Annotated in this window: 24 protein-coding genes and 1 riboswitch; of the genes, 9 read left to right on the plus strand and 15 right to left on the minus strand. The window is 37.9% G+C overall.

The annotated features are described in order from the left end of the window. Position 1 precedes the first annotated feature (1 nt). Positions 2-424, minus strand: coding sequence for a hypothetical protein (locus CSP5_RS05480; protein WP_148689839.1), 423 nt, complete (start codon positions 422-424; stop codon positions 2-4). Further along, positions 417-1,274, minus strand: coding sequence for a J domain-containing protein (locus CSP5_RS05485; RefSeq protein WP_148689840.1), 858 nt, complete (start codon positions 1,272-1,274; stop codon positions 417-419). The genes CSP5_RS05480 and CSP5_RS05485 overlap by 8 nt, the downstream gene beginning before the upstream one ends. Before the next feature lie 293 nt (positions 1,275-1,567). Here CSP5_RS05485 and CSP5_RS05490 point away from each other — a divergent pair, with 293 nt between their 5' ends. From CSP5_RS05490 to CSP5_RS05505, 4 genes are all read left to right on the plus strand, one after another. Next, entirely contained in the window at positions 1,568-2,023 is a 456-nt protein-coding gene (locus CSP5_RS05490; RefSeq protein ID WP_206744747.1) for a nucleotide exchange factor GrpE, read from the plus strand. Next, the gene (gene dnaK, locus CSP5_RS05495; RefSeq protein ID WP_148689841.1) at positions 2,016-3,854 is read left to right on the plus strand and encodes a molecular chaperone DnaK; all 1,839 of its coding nucleotides are present in this window, start codon (positions 2,016-2,018) and stop codon (positions 3,852-3,854) included. The genes CSP5_RS05490 and dnaK overlap by 8 nt, the downstream gene beginning before the upstream one ends. Positions 3,855-3,864: 10 nt before the next feature. Further along, positions 3,865-4,962: a molecular chaperone DnaJ gene (gene dnaJ, locus CSP5_RS05500; RefSeq protein ID WP_148689842.1), complete on the plus strand. Its 1,098-nt coding sequence runs from the start codon at positions 3,865-3,867 to the stop codon at positions 4,960-4,962. Positions 4,963-5,421: 459 nt separating this feature from the next. Next, on the plus strand, positions 5,422-5,862 hold the full coding sequence (locus tag CSP5_RS05505; RefSeq protein ID WP_148689843.1) for a universal stress protein: 441 nt from the start codon (positions 5,422-5,424) through the stop codon (positions 5,860-5,862). A gap of 76 nt (positions 5,863-5,938) precedes the next feature. Here the strand turns inward: CSP5_RS05505 and CSP5_RS05510 are convergent, their stop codons facing one another. The 7 genes from CSP5_RS05510 to CSP5_RS05540 all read right to left on the minus strand — a co-directional run bounded on the left by CSP5_RS05510 (position 5,939) and on the right by CSP5_RS05540 (position 12,861). Then, positions 5,939-7,807 carry a proton-conducting transporter transmembrane domain-containing protein gene (locus CSP5_RS05510; protein ID WP_148689844.1) on the minus strand — a complete coding sequence of 623 codons (1,869 nt, stop codon included), beginning with the start codon at positions 7,805-7,807 and terminating at the stop codon, positions 5,939-5,941. Next, entirely contained in the window at positions 7,804-8,433 is a 630-nt protein-coding gene (locus CSP5_RS05515; RefSeq protein WP_148689845.1) for an NADH-quinone oxidoreductase subunit B family protein, read from the minus strand. The genes CSP5_RS05510 and CSP5_RS05515 overlap by 4 nt, the downstream gene beginning before the upstream one ends. Beyond that, positions 8,430-9,629, minus strand: coding sequence for an NADH-quinone oxidoreductase subunit D-related protein (locus CSP5_RS05520; RefSeq protein ID WP_148689846.1), 1,200 nt, complete (start codon positions 9,627-9,629; stop codon positions 8,430-8,432). The genes CSP5_RS05515 and CSP5_RS05520 overlap by 4 nt, the downstream gene beginning before the upstream one ends. After that, positions 9,626-10,981 (minus strand): proton-conducting transporter transmembrane domain-containing protein, encoded by a 1,356-nt coding sequence (locus CSP5_RS05525; RefSeq protein ID WP_148689847.1) that lies wholly within the window; start codon positions 10,979-10,981, stop codon positions 9,626-9,628. The genes CSP5_RS05520 and CSP5_RS05525 overlap by 4 nt, the downstream gene beginning before the upstream one ends. Beyond that, positions 10,978-11,601, minus strand: a complete 624-nt coding sequence (locus tag CSP5_RS05530; protein ID WP_021789481.1) for a hypothetical protein — start codon at positions 11,599-11,601, stop codon at positions 10,978-10,980. Before CSP5_RS05530 ends, CSP5_RS05525 begins: the two co-directional genes overlap by 4 nt. Then, on the minus strand, positions 11,598-12,548 hold the full coding sequence (locus CSP5_RS05535) for a respiratory chain complex I subunit 1 family protein (RefSeq protein WP_077076339.1): 951 nt from the start codon (positions 12,546-12,548) through the stop codon (positions 11,598-11,600). The genes CSP5_RS05530 and CSP5_RS05535 overlap by 4 nt, the downstream gene beginning before the upstream one ends. A gap of 16 nt (positions 12,549-12,564) precedes the next feature. Continuing rightward, a riboswitch (Fluoride riboswitch) is annotated at positions 12,565-12,626 on the minus strand. Between the two features lies 1 nt (position 12,627). Then, positions 12,628-12,861: a hypothetical protein gene (locus CSP5_RS05540; RefSeq protein ID WP_077076340.1), complete on the minus strand. Its 234-nt coding sequence runs from the start codon at positions 12,859-12,861 to the stop codon at positions 12,628-12,630. A gap of 124 nt (positions 12,862-12,985) precedes the next feature. Here CSP5_RS05540 and CSP5_RS05545 point away from each other — a divergent pair, with 124 nt between their 5' ends. Beyond that, on the plus strand, positions 12,986-14,047 hold the full coding sequence (locus CSP5_RS05545; RefSeq protein ID WP_148689848.1) for an archaeosine biosynthesis radical SAM protein RaSEA: 1,062 nt from the start codon (positions 12,986-12,988) through the stop codon (positions 14,045-14,047). Then, on the plus strand, positions 14,044-15,018 hold the full coding sequence (locus CSP5_RS05550) for a thiamine-phosphate kinase (protein WP_148689849.1): 975 nt from the start codon (positions 14,044-14,046) through the stop codon (positions 15,016-15,018). Before CSP5_RS05545 ends, CSP5_RS05550 begins: the two co-directional genes overlap by 4 nt. Here CSP5_RS05550 and ileS read toward each other — a convergent pair whose 3' ends face one another. Further along, on the minus strand, positions 15,019-18,099 hold the full coding sequence (gene ileS, locus CSP5_RS05555; protein ID WP_148689850.1) for an isoleucine--tRNA ligase: 3,081 nt from the start codon (positions 18,097-18,099) through the stop codon (positions 15,019-15,021). A gap of 110 nt (positions 18,100-18,209) precedes the next feature. Here ileS and CSP5_RS05560 point away from each other — a divergent pair, with 110 nt between their 5' ends. Genes CSP5_RS05560 through CSP5_RS05570 form a run of 3 tightly spaced genes read left to right on the plus strand, consistent with a single transcriptional unit; the run spans position 18,210 to position 19,856 of the window. Then, positions 18,210-18,827 (plus strand): translation initiation factor IF-2 subunit beta, encoded by a 618-nt coding sequence (locus CSP5_RS05560; protein ID WP_021789475.1) that lies wholly within the window; start codon positions 18,210-18,212, stop codon positions 18,825-18,827. Positions 18,828-18,834: 7 nt separating this feature from the next. Continuing rightward, the gene (locus CSP5_RS05565) at positions 18,835-19,176 is read left to right on the plus strand and encodes a type II toxin-antitoxin system VapC family toxin (RefSeq protein ID WP_277868681.1); all 342 of its coding nucleotides are present in this window, start codon (positions 18,835-18,837) and stop codon (positions 19,174-19,176) included. Further along, positions 19,167-19,856, plus strand: coding sequence for a DUF120 domain-containing protein (locus CSP5_RS05570; RefSeq protein ID WP_077076344.1), 690 nt, complete (start codon positions 19,167-19,169; stop codon positions 19,854-19,856). Before CSP5_RS05565 ends, CSP5_RS05570 begins: the two co-directional genes overlap by 10 nt. Here CSP5_RS05570 and CSP5_RS05575 read toward each other — a convergent pair. The 5 genes from CSP5_RS05575 to CSP5_RS05595 all read right to left on the minus strand — a co-directional run bounded on the left by CSP5_RS05575 (position 19,846) and on the right by CSP5_RS05595 (position 24,361). After that, the gene (locus CSP5_RS05575) at positions 19,846-20,100 is read right to left on the minus strand and encodes a hypothetical protein (protein ID WP_148689851.1); all 255 of its coding nucleotides are present in this window, start codon (positions 20,098-20,100) and stop codon (positions 19,846-19,848) included. The two genes, CSP5_RS05570 and CSP5_RS05575, sit on opposite strands and share 11 nt — an antisense overlap. A 5-nt stretch (positions 20,101-20,105) precedes the next feature. Beyond that, a complete protein-coding gene (purL, locus tag CSP5_RS05580; protein ID WP_241869799.1) occupies positions 20,106-22,418 on the minus strand; it encodes a phosphoribosylformylglycinamidine synthase subunit PurL in 2,313 nt (770 codons plus the stop codon). A gap of 2 nt (positions 22,419-22,420) precedes the next feature. After that, positions 22,421-22,666: a phosphoribosylformylglycinamidine synthase subunit PurS gene (purS, locus tag CSP5_RS05585; RefSeq protein ID WP_021789470.1), complete on the minus strand. Its 246-nt coding sequence runs from the start codon at positions 22,664-22,666 to the stop codon at positions 22,421-22,423. 145 nt (positions 22,667-22,811) lie between these two features. Then, positions 22,812-23,546: a phosphoglycerol geranylgeranyltransferase gene (locus CSP5_RS05590; protein ID WP_021789469.1), complete on the minus strand. Its 735-nt coding sequence runs from the start codon at positions 23,544-23,546 to the stop codon at positions 22,812-22,814. Further along, entirely contained in the window at positions 23,543-24,361 is an 819-nt protein-coding gene (locus tag CSP5_RS05595) for a UbiA family prenyltransferase (RefSeq protein ID WP_148689852.1), read from the minus strand. The genes CSP5_RS05590 and CSP5_RS05595 overlap by 4 nt, the downstream gene beginning before the upstream one ends. Between the last annotated feature and the right edge of the window lie 114 nt (positions 24,362-24,475).

The following is a 24,475-nucleotide window of genomic DNA, read 5'->3' on the forward strand; positions in this document are numbered from 1 at the left end:
CTTAAGGACTCTCAAGAAATTCTAAATCATTTATTACATCAAAAATTTCTTTCTCCTGAGTTCTGCTCCCCCGTGACCTTATAGGTTCAACAACTTTCTTGTTTACTATGACAAACAACCAGGTTGAAAATGACATTATACCGACGTAAAGTGTGATGAATGATATTGTTACCGTGTATGAACCACCTGTACTTATTGACTGAAGATAAGCCGTAGAAATGATAAAAAGCAGAAAAATTATACCTACCACTGATCCAGCTCTAGTATAAAATGAACCTGAAATAAAGAGTCCGAGTAGAAGTACTATTGACAAAAGTGTCACGAAATCCTCGCTCTTTAGAATTAACGGTGACACCAGATATAAGACTATAATAGATATTAAAACTGGCAGAAGTATATTTAATTTCGATAATTTTTCAGTCAAACTTAACCTCCATTTTAATGAGTTCTTTTGCAACATCCCATTCGTTTTTAGAAATAGAGAATTTTGTAACTCCCGCAAAAAAATCGTCGTTTTTCTTCAAAAGATAACTGTGAAACTTCATGAACTTCTGGATAACCCTGTATTCCTCTTCTGTTAACTTTATCTTTTTGAATAGCCCTGCATTTACTTTAAGAAAGAGCTGAAGTATTAATTCTTCTTTCGATATTAGTTGCATACCTACTTCCATTTCATCTCTCGTTTTTGAGGTTTCAAGGATCTGCTTGATCTTTTTTGAATTGAAATAGTTTGTCTTTATTCCCATTGTGGATTTTTCCATTTGAAATGTACAGTATATGAAGAATGCATCTTCAAGTGTGAGATTTCCAGCCATCGCTTTTAATTTCAGATTTTCAGAAAGCTTCTCAAATGTATTACTGGCCCACTGATGATCCGCCATATACCTTGAAAGGTTTACCATCCATTTATCTAACCTCTCTCGTTCAAGTTTTGTTCTGTTTTTTCTTTCTATGTCCTCGAAATTATCAAATGATGGCCCTTTAACAGTGTTTTCCCTGGGAGTATTATCTCTTTTTGGATTTCTGGCATATTGCATCCACTTTTCTCTTTCATTCTTGGCCCTTTCCAGTGAAAGATCATAAACTCTCCTTTTACCTGGGTCTGATAAAACCTCATATGCTTCGTTCAACTGTCTTGCCATCAACTCGTTCATCGTGGCATCTCCCTTGGCCAAATCGGGGTGCCACTTCTTTATGAGAACCTTATATGAACTCCTGATTTCGTCTTCTGATGCGGTTCTGGAAACACCTAAAAGAGAATAATAATCAAGCACTGTGGTGTAATAATACCTCAGGTTAAATTACTTTTGTCCAGTGAAATGAATTTTTTAAACTTCATAATTTAGAATTAATTAATTTAATATGATCCATAATTTTCTTTTAAGTGCAAAACATTGTGAAATCCTGCTTAATAGTGAAAGAATAATTCTATAAAATATGACACTAAAATAGAAAAGATTTATAATGAAGAACATATTTACTTCCAATGACCGAGACGTCCGATAATATGGAAATTCTTATTAATCCCATACAGAATTCCATAAAAAATGCCAAGAGAAGGAATTCCATGAGAAAAGTATCTGTAAAAATTGAAGATGATCAAATAGACGAGCTTAAGAAACGAAATAATGATTTACTTAGGAACCTAGCTGACCTACAAAATTATTTGAAGATATCTCAGAGGGACTTTGAGGCACAGAAGAAAACTGCTGGAATGGATATTCTGAAGGGCCTTCTTCCATTTCTGGACACTCTTGATGCAGGAGTTGCATCTGAAAAGGATAACCAGGTGCTGATTTCATTAAGAGATAATCTACTCAATACCCTCTCCAAATATGGTCTAAAAACCATTGAGGCTGAAGGGCATAAAGTTGATTTAAAACACCACGAAGTTGTGGGAATAGTAGATGGGGAAGAAGAGAACAAGATAGTCCATGAGATTCAGAAGGGATACCTTTTGAATAATGAAGTAATCAGGACATCAAAGGTCATAGTACAAAAAAAAGGTGAAAAAATTGAGTAAAATAATAGGAATTGATCTGGGAACAAGTAACTCTGCAGCTGCGGTAGTAATATCCGGGAAACCAACCATAATTCCAAGTGCGGAAGGTATATCTGTTGGGGGTAAATCTTTCCCCAGTTATGTCGCGTTCACAAAGGATGGCGAACTTCTTGTTGGAGAACCAGCCAGAAGACAGGCACTTCTGAATCCGGAAGGTACCATTTATGCCGCAAAGAGGAAAATGGGATCGGATTATAAGTATAAAATTAATGGAAAAGAATATACTCCACAACAGATTTCTTCATATATTCTCCAGAAAATAAAGAGGGATGCAGAAGCATATCTAGGGGAAACCATTTCAGAAGCAGTTATAACTGTACCGGCCTATTTTGATGATAATCAGAGGCAGGCTACAAAGGATGCGGGAACAATAGCTGGTCTTAATGTTAAAAGAATAATTAATGAACCTACAGCAGCTTCTCTTGCCTATGGTATAGATAAAGTAAATCAGTCTATGAAGATCCTTGTCTATGATCTTGGTGGAGGAACACTGGATGTCACAGTAATGGACTTTGGAGAAGGCGTTTTCGAAGTTGATTCCACATCGGGAGATACAAAACTTGGTGGAACAGATATGGATGATGCAATCATCAAATATCTCATGGATGAGTTCAAGAGAACGGATAAGGTCGATCTAAGCAAGGATGAAAAAGCTAAGATTAGACTGAAAGATGCAGCAGAAAAAGCAAAAATTGAACTTTCAACAACTCTTGAGACAGAAATTAACCTTCCTTACCTTACAGTTGTTAACAATGAACCAAAGAATATGCTCATAAAACTCAAAAGATCAAAGCTCGAGGAATTAATCGCTCCTATAGTGGCAAGATCAAAGGAACCACTGGAGAAGGCTTTAAAAGAAGCTAACCTCACGAAAGATAAGGTTGATAAGATAATTCTCGTAGGTGGACCTACTAGAATTCCTTATGTGAGGAAATTTGTAGAAGATTTCTTTGGAAAGAAAGCGGAAGGAGGTGTTGATCCAATGGAATGTGTTGCAATAGGTGCGGCCATTCAGGGTGCAGTACTTACTGGAGAAATAAAAGATATTGTACTTCTTGATGTAACTCCCCTTACACTTGGTATAGAAACACTTGGAGGTGTAGCAACCCCAATCATACCAGCAAACACAACCATCCCAACTCAGAAGTCACAGATATTTTCTACAGCTGCAGATGGACAGACCGAGGTAACAATACACGTTGTCCAGGGAGATAGGGCAATGGCAAAGGATAATGTATCACTTGGAATGTTTAACTTGCAGGGGATTCCCCCGGCCCCTAGAGGAATACCTCAAATTGAGGTAACATTTGATATAGATGCAAATGGTATATTGACAGTAACAGCCAAGGACAAGGCAACCAATAAGCAGCAGAGAATTTCCATAGAAGCAAAGAATAAACTCAGCAAGGATCAGATAGAAAAGATGAAGAAAGAGGCGGAGGAATTTGCTGAAGCAGATAAGAAGAGAAAAGAGGAAATTGAAAAGGTAAATCTTGCAGAAACACTGGCATATACTACAGAGAAGACCATAAGTGAGAACAAGGATAAGATAGATCAGAAGGATCAGGATGAAGCAACTGAACTTATAAAACAGCTAAGAGATGCAATAAAGGATAATGATGCTGAAAAAATCGACTCTCTCTCGGAGGAGCTGTCAAAGAAAGCGCAAGCAATTGGAATGGCAATGTATTCAAAGGCACAGGAAAATCAGTCCCAGCAGTCTTCAGAAACACCAGATGAAACGAAAGATCAGGAAAATGGTCAAACCGAGGGTCAGGAAGAGAGTCAGTAAGTGATAGAATTTGGCCAAAGACTATTACAAAACACTGGGAGTTGAAAAGAATGCCTCCCCAGAGGAAATAAAAAAGGCATTCAGACAACTTGCCAGGAAATGGCATCCTGATGCCAATCCAAATAACAAAGCAGAATCAGAACAGAAATTCAAGGAAATTAGCGAGGCCTATGAGGTTCTTTCTGACGAAAATAAAAGAAAGGTATACGATCAAACCGGTCAGGTTAATTTCGGATCTAATGGAAGCGAAGGATTTAAATGGCAAGATTTCTCCCATTTCAATGATTTCTCAGACATTTTTGATGATATATTCAGGAACTTCGGTGGTGGAGGTTCATTTAGATCGGGATATGGTGGGAGAGATACAAGGCAACTTGATCTAAGTCTTAGTCTCTCAATTTCAATGGCAGAATCTTACAGAGGGGCAAAAAAAGAGGTAAGATATAAGAGAACCATAGACTGCCCAAACTGCAATGGGAAAGGATTTGAAGGAAACGATGTGAAGACATGCCCAACTTGTAACGGTACAGGTCAGGAAAGAGTTGTTCAACAGTCAGGTATATTCAGAATGGTAAACGTGATCACCTGCAGGACATGTAATGGGAGAGGTTACGTAGGCAGTACAAAATGCCACGTTTGTCACGGTTCAGGCAAAAAGACAGAAGTTGAGACAAGAACTATAGATATTCCCGCAGGAATAAGCGATAATACTCAATTTGTAATAAGGGGTATCGGTGATCAGGAAGGGGGACAAACTGGTGATCTTTACGTTCTAGTGAACGTGAGAGAAGAAAGCGGATACAGAAGGTCTAATTATGATCTTATAGTGGAAAAGGAAGTGGCCTTTCCAGATGTGGCCCTTGGGAAAGATGAAAGCGTAAATATATTCGGAGAGGATATTAAATTTAAAATACCGGCGGGGACTCAACCTGGCGAAGCCATAAGGCTAAGAAATCTTGGATTCCCTCACACACGGGGAACGGGAAAAGGAGATTTGCTTATAAGGATCAAGGTAGTTGTTCCAAAAAAACTCAATTCTACCCAGAGGGAAATTATAGAGAAGTTATCTGAAGAACTTAACACAAAGCATTCCTGGTTTGGAAAATAAGTTGTACTAATTATAAGTTCAATACTAAATTAAAAAAAATAATATATTATTACTATCCAAAAAATCGAAAAATCTTTATAAACTTGTATAAGTTTACGTTTAGAGGTAAAAATGGAAATAAAACTAACCAAAAAGAGAATCAAGGAGGATCTAAAATTTTTTATGGAAGATGATCCAATAGGAAAAATGGTATATGACGCTTTAGATAAATTATAATTTTTTAAAACCGATTAATAAGTTTCAAATCTATACAGTTCTTTTAGCCTTGGAACCTTGAACACTTAAAATTTATTGGATATATGAATGACTGTAATTAAATGGCGATCAACTAAGACGTTTTATTTCAAAAAATAATAAAGTGAGACTGTATGATTGTTTACTTTTTTGTTCACTTCTAAATCATATATAAAATGGAGGATAGGCAAATACTTAAATACGAACAGTCCCTTAATATAAACAATGAAAATGCTAGTAGCCTTCGATAATTCGCCAAGTGGTAGGAAAGCCCTGAGCTTCGCTTTAAAATTTGAACCTATTTGTGAATTTTTGACCGTACTATATGTGAATCCCGGGATGGTAAGAGTCGCGTCTAATGTGGATACAATTGTTCCAGAAGCAGTATTTAGTGATCAGAACAAATTTGTAGAAGAAATTCAAAAGGCAGCCGTTGAGTTAATTGGTGATAGGGCAATTAGATATGAATTTGTTAAGGTAGAAGCGACCGGAGACGAAGTTGCAAAAAAGATTTATGATACCGCAATGTCTAAACAGGCTGATTTTATAATAACCGGGACAAGAAAACTGACAGGTTTAAGTAAATTCATTCTGGGCTCTGTGAGTTCCGAATTGATAAAGATTGCACAGATTCCAGTAATGGTAGTATCTCCAGATGATATTTGATTCAAATTGAAAAAAAATTCTTTGATTTAATAAACTAAGAAATTTCAGATCAAAGTAAGATCGCATTAGATTATCTTTAAATAACGACCATTATAAGAACCAGAAACAGCGCCATAATAATGTACTGAACGTACCTGTTTATATTTCCGTTCATAAAAAATTTTCCAAATTTTATAGACAGTCTTGAGTAAAGTTTTGCCAGGTCGATCATGAATATCCAGAAGATATCAAACGTCCTCTCTTGATATTTTGAACCTTCTCTTTCTTCTCTTGAAAGATACACCTTTTTCAATATGATTCTCAACGTGTTTGCATAGGCAAATGAATTCATTTCCTCACTCTGATCTATTCCACCGTTCCATACAGGAATCTTTCTGTCATTTCCTCTTGATAATAATGATACTATAAGGGCCGTCAAAAATATGAATAGAATATCAAAAGTGGGTGACAGAAACCCAAAGAATCCCACATGAGCTGGAGAATACAGTAGAAATGGGTATATTATTCCTTTCAAACTGGATAGAAAGATCGTTTGTGTTCCAATTCCAACAAATGTTCCAATAAATTTTGAATACATATAAACATAGGCTGGGGCTATAACTGTGAGAGAGAGTATTATAGTTCCTGAAATCTTCAGTGGAGTTCCTATTCTATGACCACTTTCACTATTGTCATTCTTTCTTGTTGTAAATCCAAAATATTTTGTAAAGGTAGGAATGGTTATACCTGCACCCAGTGCAGCCATAGATCCAGAGATTATTGCAACAACTGCGAATATTAAATTTGATGAAATAGATGAAATAAAGAGAGATTCAAGAAGAAGCCATTCGCCTATACCCCCACCGAGAGGGGCCAGTCCCATGAGGGATATCACTGATACTGCTGCTCCAACTCTTGCATATGGTGTAAGACCATTTCCTCTCATAGTAGGAAGATTATTATTGTCTGAGATGCTTGAAAGTATGAACACTGAAGATTTAGCCCATGCGTGGGCTGTGGCATAGATAAATATCCCCAGCATGATGAATGATGCCATTACGGGGTCATTCATTCCCTTCCAGACAATGAGAAGACCTACAAAAATGATCATTGCTCCTGAATTTTCCACTGTGCTGTATGCCGGTAACATCTTACTGTTCTCAGAAGATAACGCAAAAATTGAACCGAAAAGCAGAGAGAATGAACCTATCACCATAAGGATCAAACCCAAAACAAAGTTTGATGAAGATGTGAGAACAAATTCAACTATACCGTAAAGTGCCAGAGTTGTCATTGCAGCACTAAACAGTATTGAACCAGGAGTAGGGGAATTTCCATGGGCAATTGGAAGCCACTCGACCATCTGTAATGGAACTATACCCATTTTGAAAGTAAATCCCAGAATAATTATTAGAAGAATATATGGATTTGTAAGGGCTGCACCAAGTAATAAACTGCCAGTTGATACATAATAACCTGCAAATCCCAAAATAAGGAATACTGTGCTGAGTTCTCCAAATGAAATGAAAACAAAGGGGGGATATGATTTAGTTTCTTTCTTCAACCCAATCATTAGATAACCACTTATGGTCATGGATTCCCAAAACATCAGAAATAGAACGATATTGTCAGAAATGAGAACTGAATTTATGGATGCTATGGTAAGACCCACAAAGAATGCGAGCTTTCTGTCCTGAGGCATATAAAATAGAGAGAATACGAAAACGAGAAATTCTACAACTGAGATTATAAGTAGAAAGGTTACGTTAGGTCCCTGCAACATTATGCTGAAGTTACCTATTAACAGTGTTCCCGTTGAGAGATATCCAATCATAGAAATAATGGCAATTGCAGAATTCAGCAATGTAAAGAAAATGCCAAAATAATATGATAGTCTGGCCGAAAAAAGTGATATAGGGAGTGAAAGAAACGGTAGTACAAAAAGAAATAGAAGAAGATAGATCATTTACGCCCCCTCACTTTTTCCAGCGCTTCAATTATAACGAAAGGATCAGGAGGACAACCTCCAATGATTAGGTCAGGATCTAAAAGAGATTCAAGATCTTTTCCGAATATATTCCCAGATAGAGCACATGCACCAAAAAGTATTACAACCGCAGGCTTTGACATTGCACCAATAGCTGCCCTGATCACAGGAATCATCTTTTCGCTGTAGACCCCCATTATTACAAGCGCATCTGCCTGTTTTGGGGTATTGGTGAAGAAAATGCCAAGCCTGGAAACATCGTAATAGGGATTATTAATAGAATGAAGTTCTGTATTGCATGAGCCACATGTTCCTGAATCTATTGGAAATATCTTAAATGATCTTCTTAGTGCCCTTTCTTTTCTCTTTAATTCATAATTATCTGTCCTCAGAGATGGTTCGAATGAAGTTACACACAGACCACAGGAAATGCATTTTCGCATATCTACGCCTTTTTTATCTATGGCATCCGCAGGGCAGAAAACCTCTTCATCTCCTCTCCTTACCGGGATTGTACTCCATGGTGATATGGTCTCGTTTTTCTTTGCTGGAAACTTTGTGGTTATGATACCCTTTCTTATAGAATCAACAGGCCAAATCTTCACTCAATATCACCCATTTCACTTAACCATATGCCGAAGCTTTCAAATGCAAAGGGTATGTCTGTTTTCACATTTCCCTTTATTCCCAGTGCAAAGGCTTCCATGTTCAGCACGGAAGGAGTGCGAATGTATAGTTTACCAATTTTTTCATTTTCCACATCTAACACAATCCTTGCATCTCCAGATGGTGTCTCGATACCGCTGGAACTCAATGCATCATATGTCTCACCTTTAAAATCTTCAAACTTCCTTGAGACTGCATCTTCAATTAGCTGAAGGGAAGAAAATACTTCAGCTGAGAATACAAGAAAGCGGGACAATGAGTCTCCTCCATCCTCTGTTACGGGTTTAAAATTTGACTCCTTATAGTATGGATCAAACGATCTGTAGTCATAGGAAATACCTGCTGCCCTGAGAACAGGCCCTCTCTGGAATTTTTCTTCTATTTTACATGTGTTTTCAATCCTGTCTATGAATATTCTTGAAACTGTCAACCCATCAATTATCCTCCTGTATTCAGAAACAACTTCTTTTGCAGTATCTACAATTTTCGTGACGTTTATTTTTCTTCCTATCCCACCTATCCTGTTCACTCCGAACATGTACCTATGACCTGTTTCCGTAGCCACTGCTCTCATCATTCTTTCCCTCAGCGCAAGCAGCCAGTACGAAGCTATATTTTGTGATGCCGCCTCACACAGCCTTGCAGTTTTAAAAATGTGAGAAATTATTCTCTCTATCTCCAGCAGAATCAGTCTTATTTTTACTGTTTCACCGGTAACAACAAGATCTAATTTCCTTTCAATCTCCCTTGCCAAAAGTGTGCTGTATGAAAAGCTGTGAAAACCATTAAATCTCTCCATCATTAAAAGTCCCCTTTCAAATGAAGATCCTGAAAATTTCATTACTCTCTTCTTAAAATCTGGAATCGCATCCAGTGAAAGAATTCTTTCACCGTAGGTATAAATCTTGAAATCTACTGTTTCTACCATCCCTCCAGTACTCGGACCATAATTGAATGGAAATACATTTTCTCCTGTTACTCTGTGATGGTATATTCCTCTTAGGGGATCGTAAATTCTTAAATTCTGAATTTCCTTTAAGTGGGATTCTTCTACCATCTCAGAATCATCTCTAATAAGGTAATATATTCCTTCCCTTTCAAAAAAACCAGTTACATTTTCTGTGTCCGGAATCATAAGAAACCTCCCAAATATACAAAAATTATGGAAAAAGCAAAGAGTACAGACAATCCTGCAACGTACTTTTGAGTTCTTTCCAACTGGATTACTTCCTGCCCATCTGCATTGCCATCAAAAATCATTACTGAAACTTTCTGTATAAGTGATATAGAAATGATAAACAGACATATCACAATAATGATTACAGCAGCAATGGTTCCATTGTTGATCAACTGGTAAATGATCAAAAATTCTCCTAAAAAAGTAGTAAATGGTGGTGCACCAGTAACTATGAGCGAGGATGCCAGCAAGGACATTGAAGTTGATGGCATCCTGTTCCTCAATCCTCTAATTTCATCAATCTTTTTTGTACCAAAACCATTCAGAATATTCCCAGAGGAAAAGAATGCACCAGATTTACCAAATGCATGGGTGAGAATGATGAAGAGAGCTCCCACAAGGGCAAGACCACCTGTGATCAGGCCAAGGGTTATGAGGGCCATATTCTCCATTGTTGAATAGGCAAACATTCTCTTTATATTTCTCTGTGAGGGCATTATAAGGGCAACGAAAACAAGAGTTGCGAGGATGAATATAAGAAAGATTTCTTCAAGGCGTGGCGTGTATGTGGCAAGAAAGAATCTGTATAATGCATATGCTGCAACAGGCAGGAGAATTCCTGAAAACATAGCACTGATCTCAGATGGGGCTTCTCCATGTGCATCAGGAAGCCATGTGTGCATTGGGAATATTCCAATCTTTGTTCCAAATCCAACCAGAGCAGTAGCACCTGCAATTGTGAGAATAAAGGAAGGAGAGTGTCCGGTTTCTATAATGGCAACAGAGTTCAGCGTGTGATAATTTAGATATATGAGTATCACTGAAATTAATGCGAGTGTAAGGCCAGTAGATACAATCAAAACATATCTCCATGCTGCCTCTATCTCAGTTTTCTGCCTTTCTATTATTAGCAGTAAGGCGCTTGATGCCGTTGTCGCCTCTATTCCAATCCACATCAATCCAAAATCGTTTATGACCAGAGTGAAAAGCATTGTGAAAACAAACAAATGCATCAATGAATAGTGCAGCTTCAGATTTCTTGACTCTTTTATTTTACTGTGATAGGTCGACGCAAAGAATATAGATAGGGTATATACAAGCGATACTGAAATAACAAGAATCCTGTTCACAGAATTTATGTTAAAATGTGAATATACCCCCATTGGAATTGATAGCACTACAAATGAAACAATGACTTCTATGACACTTCCTATCTTTCCAATCAACTGGGAAAGATTACTAAAGTATGAAAAGGATAGAACTACCGGTATAATCAGCAAAATATAGATGAGTAAAGTATCCAAGTTCATCCTATCAACTCCTCCATCTTTTCAGAAGTGTGATCCCCTGTCAGTAATACGGCTGCAACAATAACCAGAGCTAAAACATCCAGAAGTACACTTATCTCAACAATAAGTGGCAAGGGGAATATGCCAAGACTCAACAGAATCATTGCATTCTCCTCTTCAATATATCCGGTGAACTGTGTTATCTTGTTCTTTCTTGTTCCTATAAGCAGAAGTCCCTGTATAGCTATTACAAAACCAATTGCTGTAATGGGACTTGGGGCAAACTGAAATATTGTGAGTCTATAAATTATCAGGGTTGCAATTAGAACAATGATGCTTACTATGATTATTGAGGGAACTGTTGTGGACTTTTCTCTTATTAATTCCCTCCTTACAGGGAACTTTTTTATTAATATATATGCTGTAAGAATTCCCCTTATGAAAATTATGAGGAATGCTAGAAGTATCAAATCATAATTTACTGTGTATAGACCACTGATAAAGGCATATATGGCAAGAAGTGTAGTCTGTATAACTATTACCTGAATCTTTGTTATCACATAGCTACCTATTTGTGCCCAAATTGCCACGAAAAGCATCAATGTCGCTATAAAATCATAGACCTCATCCAGAGGGATCATATTATTGCACCTCCAAGTTTGAATAATACCAGTGCCAGAATTGCGAGAGTGAATGAAATGGCGAGGAAATCAGCTATCTTGAATAATCTAACTTTGGCTAGAATTTGTTCAATAAATATGATGATGAGAATCAAAACAATCCATTTTCCTAGCATTATAATTATATCGATTAAAGAACCCGTTATCCCGGTAAACATGAACCATGGAAAGATGAATATATTCAGTAAAACTGACCCAAGTAAGAATTGCTTTATCCAGGCTGCATATTTAAGAAAGAAGAGATTCCTTCCACCGTATTCATAGGTTCTTCCCTCATCAATCATTCCCATTTCTGAAAGTCCTGAACTTTCCACTGGCAGCTTGCCTGTTTCAAATATGAATATCATGAAAAATGCTATACTTGAAAGTATATGTGTAAGGGATAAGTACAGTGAAGCGTTTGATGAAACTAATGAGGCTGTTGTGTATGGATTATTTGTTCCACTTTCTATTGCCACTGAGAATAGTACCAGTATAAGGGTTGGTTCTGCAAGAGCTGAAAATGATGCTGATCTTGAGGCACCCATTGCTGAAAGGTTACTCCTTGAATCAATGGCACCAAGGATGAGGAATACAGATGCCAGTGAAAATAACATGGCCCCTCCAAGGAAATCTACCATTGGAGCAAATAATGTTGGTATTGGTATTATAACAGGAATTACAAATGAAATTGAGAACAAAACACCAAATACCAGCATTGGTACCCAGCGGTAAAGAAGATTTGTATCATATGTTGAAGTTTTCTCTTTTTTAAGATACTTTGCCAGATCATAGTATGGCTGAAAAATACTCGGCCCACGTCTGAATTCGGTTTTTGCCTTGAGGTTTTCGTAAATACCTGCCACAAGCGGAGCTAAAAGTAAAACTCCAAATATCTGAATTATGGTTTCTCCAAGCTGAACGTCCATTTGAACTCTACCTATTTAAAGATCAGACGTTATCAGCCCGGAGGGCGCTTAAAGGCTAACGTCATAGCCTTTCTTGAAATTACTCTACAACTTCTCCTGTGAATTCGGCTTCCTTTTCTGCTCTGTGTCTTTTCTTTATTACGTATCTGGTGGCATAACCTGTTATTTCGTTAAAATCCTTCTTTGATGCCCCTGTAATTACTGTTTTAAGCAGTTCCCTGTTCTTGTGAAAATTCTCAGTAAATAACTCTGGTTTTGAATTTGCAAGTTCTATTGCAATCTTTTTTACATATTGTGGTCTGATGCTTCCCATATTGTTCCGGATATGCCAACTTGCTTAAAAATATTTTTAATTAAGCTTCAATTTTAGGAAGTTTTATACAAATTCACAATATTTTTATCAAAAAACTTAACTGAATCTTGAATATGTGGTACTGATGATCAATAGGGAACTGGCAGCAGAGGTAAAAAGCCTTATGCCTTCCAGGGAAAGAGAAACAGATAGGAACAGTCCTGTTTCGATGTGGAACGAAATGGACAGGTTGAGAGGTAAACCGGAGCCAACAACAGTAGTGATATTCAGGACAAGAGGCTGTTCATGGTACGATTTCAGCTCATGCTCAATGTGTGGTTATTTCAACGACGTAAACACAAATGTAGGGATGGAAAACCTAAAGGCCCAGATTGATAAGGCCTATGACTTTATGGAAAATACAAAGATATTAAAAATATTCACCTCAGGTAGTTTTCTTGATAGGAGAGAAGTGCCAAAGGAGTCCTTTGATTACTTTATGAAAAGGATGTCAGATAAGGTGGAGAAACTTTTGGTAGAATCAAGAACAGAATATGTTACAGAAACTACCATTAAGGACATGAAGTCCTATGGCATTGATACACGGATAGCCATAGGAGTTGAAAGTTCTAATGATTATGTGGTAAAGAACAAGGTAAACAAGGGGACAAACTTCTCTAAATTTATTAATGCAGCAAAAACATTACAGAAAGAAAAGGTAGAGTTAAGATCTTATCTTCTACTAAAGCCACCTTTCATGTCAGAAGAAGAGGCAGTTATAGACGCTATTAAGTCTGTAAGGGACTGTGCACCCTATTCAACAGATATATCCGTTAATCCAATGAATATACAGAAAAATACCCTTGTGGAGAAATTGTGGAAAAGAGGAGAATACAGACCTCCATGGTTGTGGAGCGTTGCCAGAGTACTTTTAGAAACAGGGGATGTTGAGGCAGATGTGCTATCCTACCCAACCGGCGGAGATCGTGAAAGGGGTGCACACAATGATGACAGGGATCAGGAGCTCGTTAAGCTTATTTTCAATTCATCACTTAATCAGGACTTTAGAGAGTTGCAGGAATACTATGAAAGGGGTGAAAAGACAAAATATTTCTCACATATAAGGAATGAGAATAGATTGCCTGTTCAGTACGATATAGATTCATTTATCAGAAAAATAACATCTGGATCGGTGAAAATTCAATGAAACTTAACAAAATTGGAGAACGGGCCATAATAGATAGAATATTTTCAACTGGAGATATATCACAGGAACCAGATGACTGTTCTCTGATGGACTGCGGAGAAAAATATATCCTGTTTACAACGGATTCCATAAGTGAGAAAATTCATATTCCTGAACTGGCAACCCCTTATGAAGCAGGAAGGTTTTTTGGAAGCATAAATTTGAGTGATGTGGCTGCAATGGCCGGTATTCCAGAAAGCTTCATGGCAAGTTACAATCTGAGGAATGACATGGAAATAGACTATCTTGAAGAGTTCTCTAGAGGCCTTTCAAACCTCCTTCAGGAATATAAGGTTGAATTTGCTGGCGGTGATACAAAGGAAGCTGACGAAAATATTTTTGTAGGGTTCTGTATAGGTAGACAGGAAAAGGATCTTGTAAGGAAGAGGTCATATATAGGTCCTGATCAGATTCTGTGCTTGACAGGTAATATAGGCAAAGTCGGCGCTGCTTACATATCCTATAAAAATGGGATTGATGTTAGAGAATCATCCAGAAGAATGCTAGATATTAAGCCAAGACTTGATGTTGCGGAAATTATTAGCAGGTCTGGAGCTAGATTTATGATGGATCTATCTGATGGTTTATTTGGTTGCCTCTCCCAGATGAAACATGATTATGGCTATGGTTTTAGAATAGTTGAACATGAGATTAAAATGCATGGTTCTGTTGATGAGATTTCCAAAATAACAGGTGTATCAAAAAGAGATATGGCAATGAATATTGGAGGTGACTATGAACTTCTGTTTACCATAGAGAATGATCACTTTGGCGAGTTTTCAAGAGAAATGGAAAAAAACAACATAGATGTAAGTTACATAGGGAACACGTGGGAAGGAAACAACATCATTTTTAATGGGGAGAGATGGGAAAATATTGAGGAAAAGGGATGGGAACATTTTTCAGTGGAACCTGATTCCTCAGAAGAATGATCACATTTTCCTTATGGCCAGTTTTAATTCCCTACCATCTATATCCCAGTTCTTCGTAAACGATTCTCTGTCATCTCCAGAGAATTTTGAGTTTTCTATACTATCGCTCAGGGTTTCTGACTTTATGTTTCCAACAGATACCTTCATGGCTTCTCTTATGAGATCATCTCCGTCATACTTAACTGATATATGCTGATCGTATGGCAGATCCATTTCCTTCCTCATCACCTGTATTCTCCTTACAATTTCCCTGACCATTCCCTGAACCTCCAGATCATGGTCTATTTCCTTGTTAATATACAGATTAAAGGTATCCTCACAGACCATTGTATAGCTTGGTGAGACCTCCTCAAGTATCTCAACTGATCCTTCTGGAAGCTCCTGACCCTCAAATGAAATACCGGTTCCTCTTGAGAATGATTTTGCCTCTCCTGAATCGTTTATTTCTTCCAGAAACTTGTTAAAATCTTTCATCTTTTCTTTCAATATGGGTGCAACCTTACTCAGCACAGGTCTGAGATATGTTTTTACAGGTTTCTGATTTTCATTTATGAATCTTATCTTTCCACTGTTTATCTCTTCTCTAACTGGAATTAGTGTCTTCTCTGTGACACTGTTTCCTTCAATCAAGATTTCCTTGATAGGCTGCCTTCCCTTTATTGCAGCAGCCTGTCGCCCCCTTCTTACAGCTTCAAGCACCTTCCTGGACATTGCCATCTGATTTTCCAGTTCCTGATCTATGAGATTCACCAATACTTCCGGGAACATTTCAGCATGAATGCTTAATGACTCTGGGTGCAGCTTTCTGTATATGTACTCAGTCGTGAATGGAGCTATTGGCGCCAGCATCTTGCAGATACTTTCTATGGCAAAGTGAAGTGAACTATATGCATCATTCTTCTGCATTTCTCCGGAATTTTCCCAGAATCTTCTTCGTGAAAGCCGAAGATAAAAGTTGGATGTATCGTCTATGAGTTCTGCAATCTGCCCCTGTGCCTGGCTGAAGTCGTAAACATCCATTGCATTTATGACGTTTGAAACTGTGGAGTTTACCCTGGAAACAAGCCACCTATCAAGATCATTGTCAGAGCTGGAAAGTCCTTTATAAACATAATTATCTAGATTAGCATTTGAAGCAAAGAATGTGTATATATTTATTAGTGTCCCAAGTATTTTTGTCTCTGTTTCCCTCACAGTCTTATCCACAAGGGGTTTAGGCTTCCAGGGAACGGTGGTATAGAAGAATAGCCTTGATGGGTCCGGACCATATTTTTCTATCATTTCCTTAGCAAGGACCCCATTACCCTTACTCTTGCTCATTTTTCTTCCCTGAGAGTCCAGGATAAATTCAGCACAGAATACATTTTCATAGGCATTTTTACCGAAAAGAAGTGTTCCGATGACATGAAGGGTGTAGAACCACCCTCTTGTTTGATCTATTCCCTCTGTTATAAATGAGACTGGGATGTCTGGCTCCTTTGCACCGTTAAATGGATAGTGGGTTGCAGCGTAGGTTGCTGAACCTGAATCGAACCATGTGTCTATTACGTACGGTTCTCTCTCCATCATTTCTCCGCATTTTTCGCACTTTAGCTTTATTTCATCAACAAACGGTCTGTGGAGATCCTCTGGTGCCTTTTTAGCTCCATTTTTTATAAGTTCATCAATCGAACCTATTGCCTTCATGTGCTTGTTACTACATGACCATACTGGAAGAGGCGTTCCCCAGTACCTGTTTCTTGAAAGATTCCAGTCTTTCGCTTCCTCAATGAAATTACCAAAACGTCCTTCCTTTATGTGTGCTGGAACCCAGTTTATTTTCTCGTTGTTACTAACAAGTTCCTTCCTGAAAGATGAAACTCCAAGGAACCATGCATCAATTGGATAATACAGAAGAGGCGTCCCGCATCTGTAGCAAAATGGATATGAGTGCTCATATTTCTCACTTCTCAGGGCAAGGTTTCTTTCCTTCAGGTATTTCACAATCTCAATATCTGCATCCTTGACAAACAGACCGTTCCACGGTAAGGATTCGTATTCAAATTTACCCTGAAGATTCACAGGGTTTACAAGCTTAACATTCTGCTGCTTTCCTATCTCAAAATCTTCTGACCCGAAAGCTGGAGCGGTATGTACTACACCTGTACCTTCCTCAAGAGTCACATGATCTCCATGAACTATCACACAGGTATTATCAGGTAGTTTGATAAAATCTATAGGTCTCTCATACTTGAGATTTATTAGTTCTTTACCTTTAAACGTTCTTAATATTTTGTAGTTGTCGTGAAAAATGTTTTTTACCAGATTCACTGCTACAACATATGTTTCATCGTTAAATTGAACATCACAGTAATCTATATTCTCATTCACGGCCAGAAACATATTTGAAGGGAGTGTCCACGGCGTTGTTGTCCACGCCAGTACATATCTGCCATCATTTAATTTAAACTTTGCATAAACAGAAAGATCTTTTGTATCCTTATATCCCTGGGCAAGTTCGTGTGAACTGAGTGTTGTACCACATCTTGGACAGTACGGAGAAATCCTGTAATCTTTGTAGAGTATTCCCCTTTCGAATAGTGTTTTGAGGGCCCACCACTCACTTTCGATGTAATCATTCCTCAATGTCACATAGGCGTTGTCATGATCTATCCAAAACCCAAGTTTATCATCAACTTCCAGCCACTCCTCCACATACCTAAATACACTCTTTCTGCAGTAATCGTTAAACTTATCGACTCCAAAATTCTCTATTTCCAGCTTGGTTGTAAATCCGAATTTCTTTTCTGCCTCCAGCTCTACTGGAAGACCGTGACAGTCCCAGCCGGCATCCCTTCTCTTTATGTTATAGCCCATCATTGTCTTGTATCTCAAAACCGTATCTTTTATGGTTCTGGTTAAAGCGTGGCCTACATGTGGTATTCCATTTGCTGTTGGTGGTCCCTCCAGAAAAGTGTAATCCTTTCCGTTCTTTCTCATTTCAATTATGGCTCTGAATACATTTTTCTGATTCCAGTAATCTAGAATTTCTCTACCTATGTCCTTTTGATTCTTGCCAGATTCTATTGGTGAAAATACCATAATATAACACTCTACCCTATACTGAATTAGTTAAAAATTTAACCATCAATCATTCCTTATAGGATCACATTTGATGTTCAACTTAATAAAGTCATATGGAATACTGTATCATGGATGTTGATGATTATGAGAAAATGCTTTCAAAAGCTTCAGATGTTCTTGCTAAGGCAACTGTAAGCCAGGAAAGATTGAAAATACCAAAGGCAATAATAATGGAAGAGGGAAAGGTTACTGTTGTCAGGAATTTCATGGATATTGTAGAGATGATAAATAGAGATCCGAAAGAAGTCGCAAAGTTTCTCACGAAGGAGTTTGGTATTGGAATGACAATAGATGGGAGAAGGCTCATCATTAATAGGAAAATATCTGAAGAGGACTTCAACAACAAGATGGAACAGTATATGAATGTGTACGTGAGATGCTATGAATGTAACTCCCCGGATACAGAAATTATCAAGGAGGCAAGGGTAAGCCTGATTTCATGTAAGGCATGTGGTGCGCAGCATCCCATTAATATGTCAAGGGAAATCATGATTGACAGGGATGAAATAAGAGAAAACAAAAAATATACAGTAACCATAGATTCCATTGGTAAATCAGGTGAAGGAAGGACAAAACTGTATGGAACCAGCATAATCGTTCCCGGGGTTAAGAAAGGGCAAACTGTGAAGATTCTGGTTAAAAAAATAAGGGATAATACAGCAATTGCGGAGGTAGTAAAGGATTAAAATTCTAATAGATACAAATATAATAATATATTCAGTAAAACAGAAGATAAATCTTCTTATGGAACTGAAATTTTTCGACGGAAATGCTGAGCCATTTCTCAATAGATGTGTTGTTGAAGAGCTTTATGGACTTTCAAAGAAAAATAAAAGTGCAAAAATCGGACTTGAGATGTTTGGTAAGATAGAAGTGGTTGATGGCGAAGGGAGGGGCGATGATTGCATCCTTGACTCATGCTTGAAATACAACCTGTGTTTATTATCCAGTGACAGAAATCTGCTCAGAAGAGCAACTGATTTGAACTTGAAAACATTAACTCTTCAGGATGGTAGGAGGATAGGATGGTTCTGATAAAAAAAGAGGATAGTCTTTCATTTGATGAATATGGTGCATTAAAAACGCTTGCCAGAATAAAGAAAAAACATGGTAGCATAAGACTCAGTTCATCTGAGCTAGGCGAAATGCTCCTTGCGAGTCAGCAAACTGCATCTCGTTTGCTTATCAAAATGGAAGAAAGAGGATTTATTAAACGAGTACTCACTGGCAAGAAACAGAATATTACCCTTGAGGAAAAGGGAATCAATGCACTTTATGAGGAAATGGCTGAACTATCTGATTTACTTGGAATTATGGAGAATTTTTCAATTTCAGGGACGGTGAGTTCAGGACTGGGTGAAGGTAGATACTATGTGTCGAAAAAACCATACGTTGTGCAGTTTTCTGAAAAGCTAGGAATTATACCCTATCCAGGAACTCTAAATGTAAAAATATTGTCAGAAGATGAATCTAAGCTCAGAATGCTGAGAGCGAATGAAGGAATCCTTATTGAGGGTTTTGAATCAGACGATAGAACTTACGGTGACGTAAAGGCTTTCGGCTGCAGAATTAAAAATGTGGAATGTGCTGCTATCTTCCCTTACAGATCAGTCTATAAAGATATAATTGAGATTATAAGTTCAGAATATCTAAGAGAAAAGCTGAGTCTTAACGACGGTGATCTTGTTAAGATTGATTTTACCATTAGAAACTAACATCAAGCTTTCCGCTTTCAATTTCATCGCATACCTTCTTGAATCTTGCCTTAAATTTTTCCTCGTCCAGCCCACATTCAAGAAGTTCTGAATATACTTCAAATGATTCGCCATCAACATTCCTTCCATTATAAACTGTTATGGCTCCACAGCTTCTGGCTGCATCGAAATTGTATCGGTATGTGCCTGTCACGGTAACATTTCTGCCTTCTATATAATCTGAAACTTTTTCAAAATCTTTCATATGCTTCATCCAACTATTGTTTCTAATCCCGTCTCCCATATGGTTCTTAGGGATTCAATACTTTTGTGTAATATGATCTGTTCATCATTTACCACAATTGCCTCTTTTCCCTCAACGATCCCAATTTTCCTTGTCATTACACCCTTGAATGCCTCTTCGAACTCTGCCTCCTTTCCTCTGGCAACCTCAAAAATAAACCTGTTTCCTGATTCTGAGAATAACTTGTTCAGAACCCTCACAGGGGATATACTTGATATATCAACCTTAAAACCCTTTTCTGATCCAAAGCTCATTTCTAACAGTGAAATTATGAGCCCACCTGTTGAAATATCGTGAATAGAGTTTATCATAGCTGAAGATTTGTGCTTTATGATCAGACGTCTGAAACTTGCCAGTTCTTCCAAATCCATTGGTTCAAGGGATCCAGTCTGTTCGTCTCTCATAATGGAATATTGACTTCCCGCAAGGCTATATCCAGAGGATCCAAGAAGATATAATGTGGAACCTTCCTCCTTAAAATCTGGTGAGAATATTTCTGAATAATTGTCAGTAATACCAATCATAAGTATATTGGGTGTTGGTGGAATGTTATTTTTCCCTATGTGATTGTAAAGGCTTACGTTCCCAGCAACAACCGGAAGGGAGAAGAATTTGCAGAAGTCTCTAATGGCCTCCAGTGAATTCTTGAATTGCATCATAACAGTCATGTCGTTAGGGTTTCCAAAATTCAGGGAATCTATTACGGAATGTGGATCTGTACCTGAACAGAGGAGATTTCTAAATCTCTTTGCAAGAGTCCATATGGTTCCATTATATGGATCTATCTGAGTTGCGTTTACCGATGAACCTGATGATAGACTTAATCCATAAGAAGAATGATCATCCATCCTCAGAACTGATGAGTCAGAGTGCGTTTCTTTATTTGGAAGTCCAACAAATGGTTTCTGAACAGTGTTTCCTCTTACTGTATGGTCATACTGACGAATAACAGGAAACTTTCCACTGTTGTTGAAGTCTTTTATCACTTCAATAATTTCATCCTCCAGGTTGTTTGGATCTTTCAAATAAACGGTAGAGCGTGTCTCATGTTTACTGTTAAAATAGGGTTTAGAATATAATGGACCGGATGTCAGGAAGTTTAAAGAAAGGTCCATAACAAGGTTTTCCTGATAAAACAATTTCATTCTTTTTCCAGGAACAGACCTTCCTATAATACTAAATGGAAGATCCCATCTTTCAAATATTCCTGATATCTCATCGATGCTTTCCTGTTGAACTGCAAGGAGCATCCTCTCCTGACTTTCACTTATCCAGATTTCCCATGGAAGCATTCCCTGCTCTTTTGTGAGTACTTTATCAAGGTGAATTTCGCCACCAGCACCTCCTGCAAGACACATTTCTCCTGCTGCGCTTGAAAGCCCACCTCCTCCGAGGTCCTTCATTCCACTTATAAGTCCTTTATCATTGGCCTCTAGTATTGCCTTTATGAGTGGTTCCTTGACAATAGGGTTACCGAGCTGTACCGCTTTCCTGCTTTCTCGATCATCCTTTTCCAGGTTACGGGATGCAAAGTTTACTCCATGTATTCCATCTCTTCCAGTTTTGCCCCCAACAAGAATTAGTATATCGTGGGTTGAACTGACCCTGCTTCTGCTTATGTTTTTCTCTTTTATTACCCCAACGCATCCAACATTTACCAGTGGTATTCCCTCAAATTGCTTTCCAAAATATAGTGATCCTGCAACAGTTGGTATGCCTACCCTATTACCATAATCCCTTATTCCTGATATTATATGGTTAACTGTAAAATGTGTATTTAGATAACCTTCAGGTATCACACCCTTACCATTACCAAGGTACAGTGAATCTATGACTCCAATTGGTTGTGAACCCATACATAGTATATCTCTGAGAATGCCTCCAACTCCTGTTGCAGCGCCACCATAGGGTTCTACTGCACTTGGATGATTGTGACTTTCCATTTTAACTACGTAATCCAGGTCGTCCTTAACATTTACAACTCCTGCATCATCTTCCATTGCAAGTACAGTATATGGAGTACGAAGATTGGAAAGATATTTCTTCAGATAGATTTTAGATGATTTGTAGCAGCAGTGTTCACTCCACGCCTGACCCATTGCCTGTAACTCTGTCTCAGTTGGGTCTCTGCCCATATATAAAAAATAATTCTTAAGACGGATCATCTCCTCAATATCAAGCCCCAGCCCCATTTTTGAGCTTAGTTCCATGAGAGAGTCATTATCAAAATTCCCTATTGGGATGGCCCCATATAGAGGCGTTTCTGGTCCAGAATTCAAAACTACTCACCCAGGACGATTAACTTATAGTTATTTATAACGGGATTGATCAAAATGCTCTCTGCTATGGTTTTTGCCATATTTTTTGCCGTTTCTTCATCCTCAGAGAACTCCATTTCATAAACTTTTAACATTGAAACCTTATCAATGCTATAATAACCCAGAATTCCTAAATTGTGGTGAAGTGTAGTTGCCTCAGGATCCTCAACTCCGGGAAGATAACTTATTTCTAATCTGATCTTGACCATCTAAGTACCATATGTCATTATGATTAAATTATTTTACATTTTCTATAGTTCCTTTTAATGGTTTCATCTGCCATATAAAACTTCAACTCAAAAAATTTCATATTAGTAAAGGGTTAAATTTAGAGCTTTTTAATCTTTTAAATGATCATCTTATGGAATCTATTATTGGCTTTAGGGAAGAATAAACATCAACGGCCTGTTCGGCTAAGGTCCCTGTAACAATTATATCAGCACCCGCGTTACATATTTCTTTAGCAGATAATGGTGTCCTGATTCCACCTCCGACAATCACAGGGATAGAGGAGTATTTTTTAACTTCCTTTATCACGTTTGCGCTTATATGTGATGGTGCCCCGCTTCCCGCCTCCATATATACAAGCTTCATACCCAGCAGTTCTGCTGCAAGGGCGTAGTTAACGGCAAGAGATTTATCTTCTCTACCTATGAGCATTGCTTTACCAACCCTTCCTACGGTCATTCCCGGTTCGAAAATAATATATCCCATGGGGATAGATTCAATTCCACTTGTTTTAACAAGCTTTGCCGCTTTCACCTGATGATCCATTAAGAATTCCCTATCCTTAGAATTGAGAAGTGACATGAAAAATATTGCGTCCGCGTTTTTCGTGAACATGTCGGATGAACCTGGAAAGATGATTACTGGAAGTTCTGTTTTTGATTTAATTCTTAGGGCAGCCTCGTCCATCTCTTTTATGGTAAGATGAGTGCTACCACCCAGCAGTATGAAGTCAGTACCGGCCCTTCCCGCCTCATGGGCTATATTTGCGCTACCTTCAAATCCTGAGGTTGCTGGATCTATAAGGGTCATGTGAACCTTTCCCTTCTCCGATTTCTTAATAATTTGATCATATACATTCATGTTAATCCACCTATAGTAAATGATAAGAGACCGAGAATCATGGATAGTTTAGAGAACTGCTGACCCTTTTTAGCGCTCCTGTACTGGGTTATCATCGTAATCACAAAGAATATATCACACAACATGACTGCTAAAAGGTAATAAACTCCAAAAATTTTTTCTGTATAAGGAAGAATGGAAAAAGCCAGAGTTATGATAATAAATATTGTGGATAAGTTTAAGGCATTTCCCTTTCCGTGCACCCTGGGAAATGTCTTTCTGTCTACATCGCCATCAAAATCCTGAACGTCCTTAATTAGTTCCCTTGATGCATTTGAAAACATTGCCAGGAAAAATAGAAGGATAGTTTTTTGGGGATCATTGAAAATTACACCTCCATAAAGAAAGATAAGTCCTATAAGTGCACTCACTGTAAGATTGCCGGGAAGACCTGAATATTTTCCCTTAGTTTCATAATAAATGAGAAGTATAATTGCGGCCAGTGCAATAAATGTCCCATATAATGGTAAGAATACTATGGCTAGAACCACGGCGACTATGTAGGAACCTGAGAAGATATATGTTGCACTTTTTCTGGAAATTACCCCCGTAGGTATTGGTCTTTCTGGATGATTTACTTTGTCTGTCTCAGAATCCAGAACGTCATTCATTATGTTTCCTCCTGTCAAAACAAGAAATACAACCAGTGAAGCTATGGCAACAGTAAAAAGATTGTACTGAATTGAATATCCTATAGCCACCAGTGACGAGATTACAGTGCCTATAACTGCCATAACGGCATTAACTGGACGAAACAGCCTGACTATTGGATTCACTATGGGTTAAGTGTTAATCTTTATAAATTATTTCCCATATTATTCCGGACGGGTCTCTATTACGACTCAATTCCCAGTGATAGTATTTGCGTATAGATGATAGAACATTAAGAT

It is taken from the genome of Cuniculiplasma divulgatum (assembly GCF_900083515.1).
GTDB lineage: Archaea > Thermoplasmatota > Thermoplasmata > Thermoplasmatales > Thermoplasmataceae > Cuniculiplasma > Cuniculiplasma divulgatum.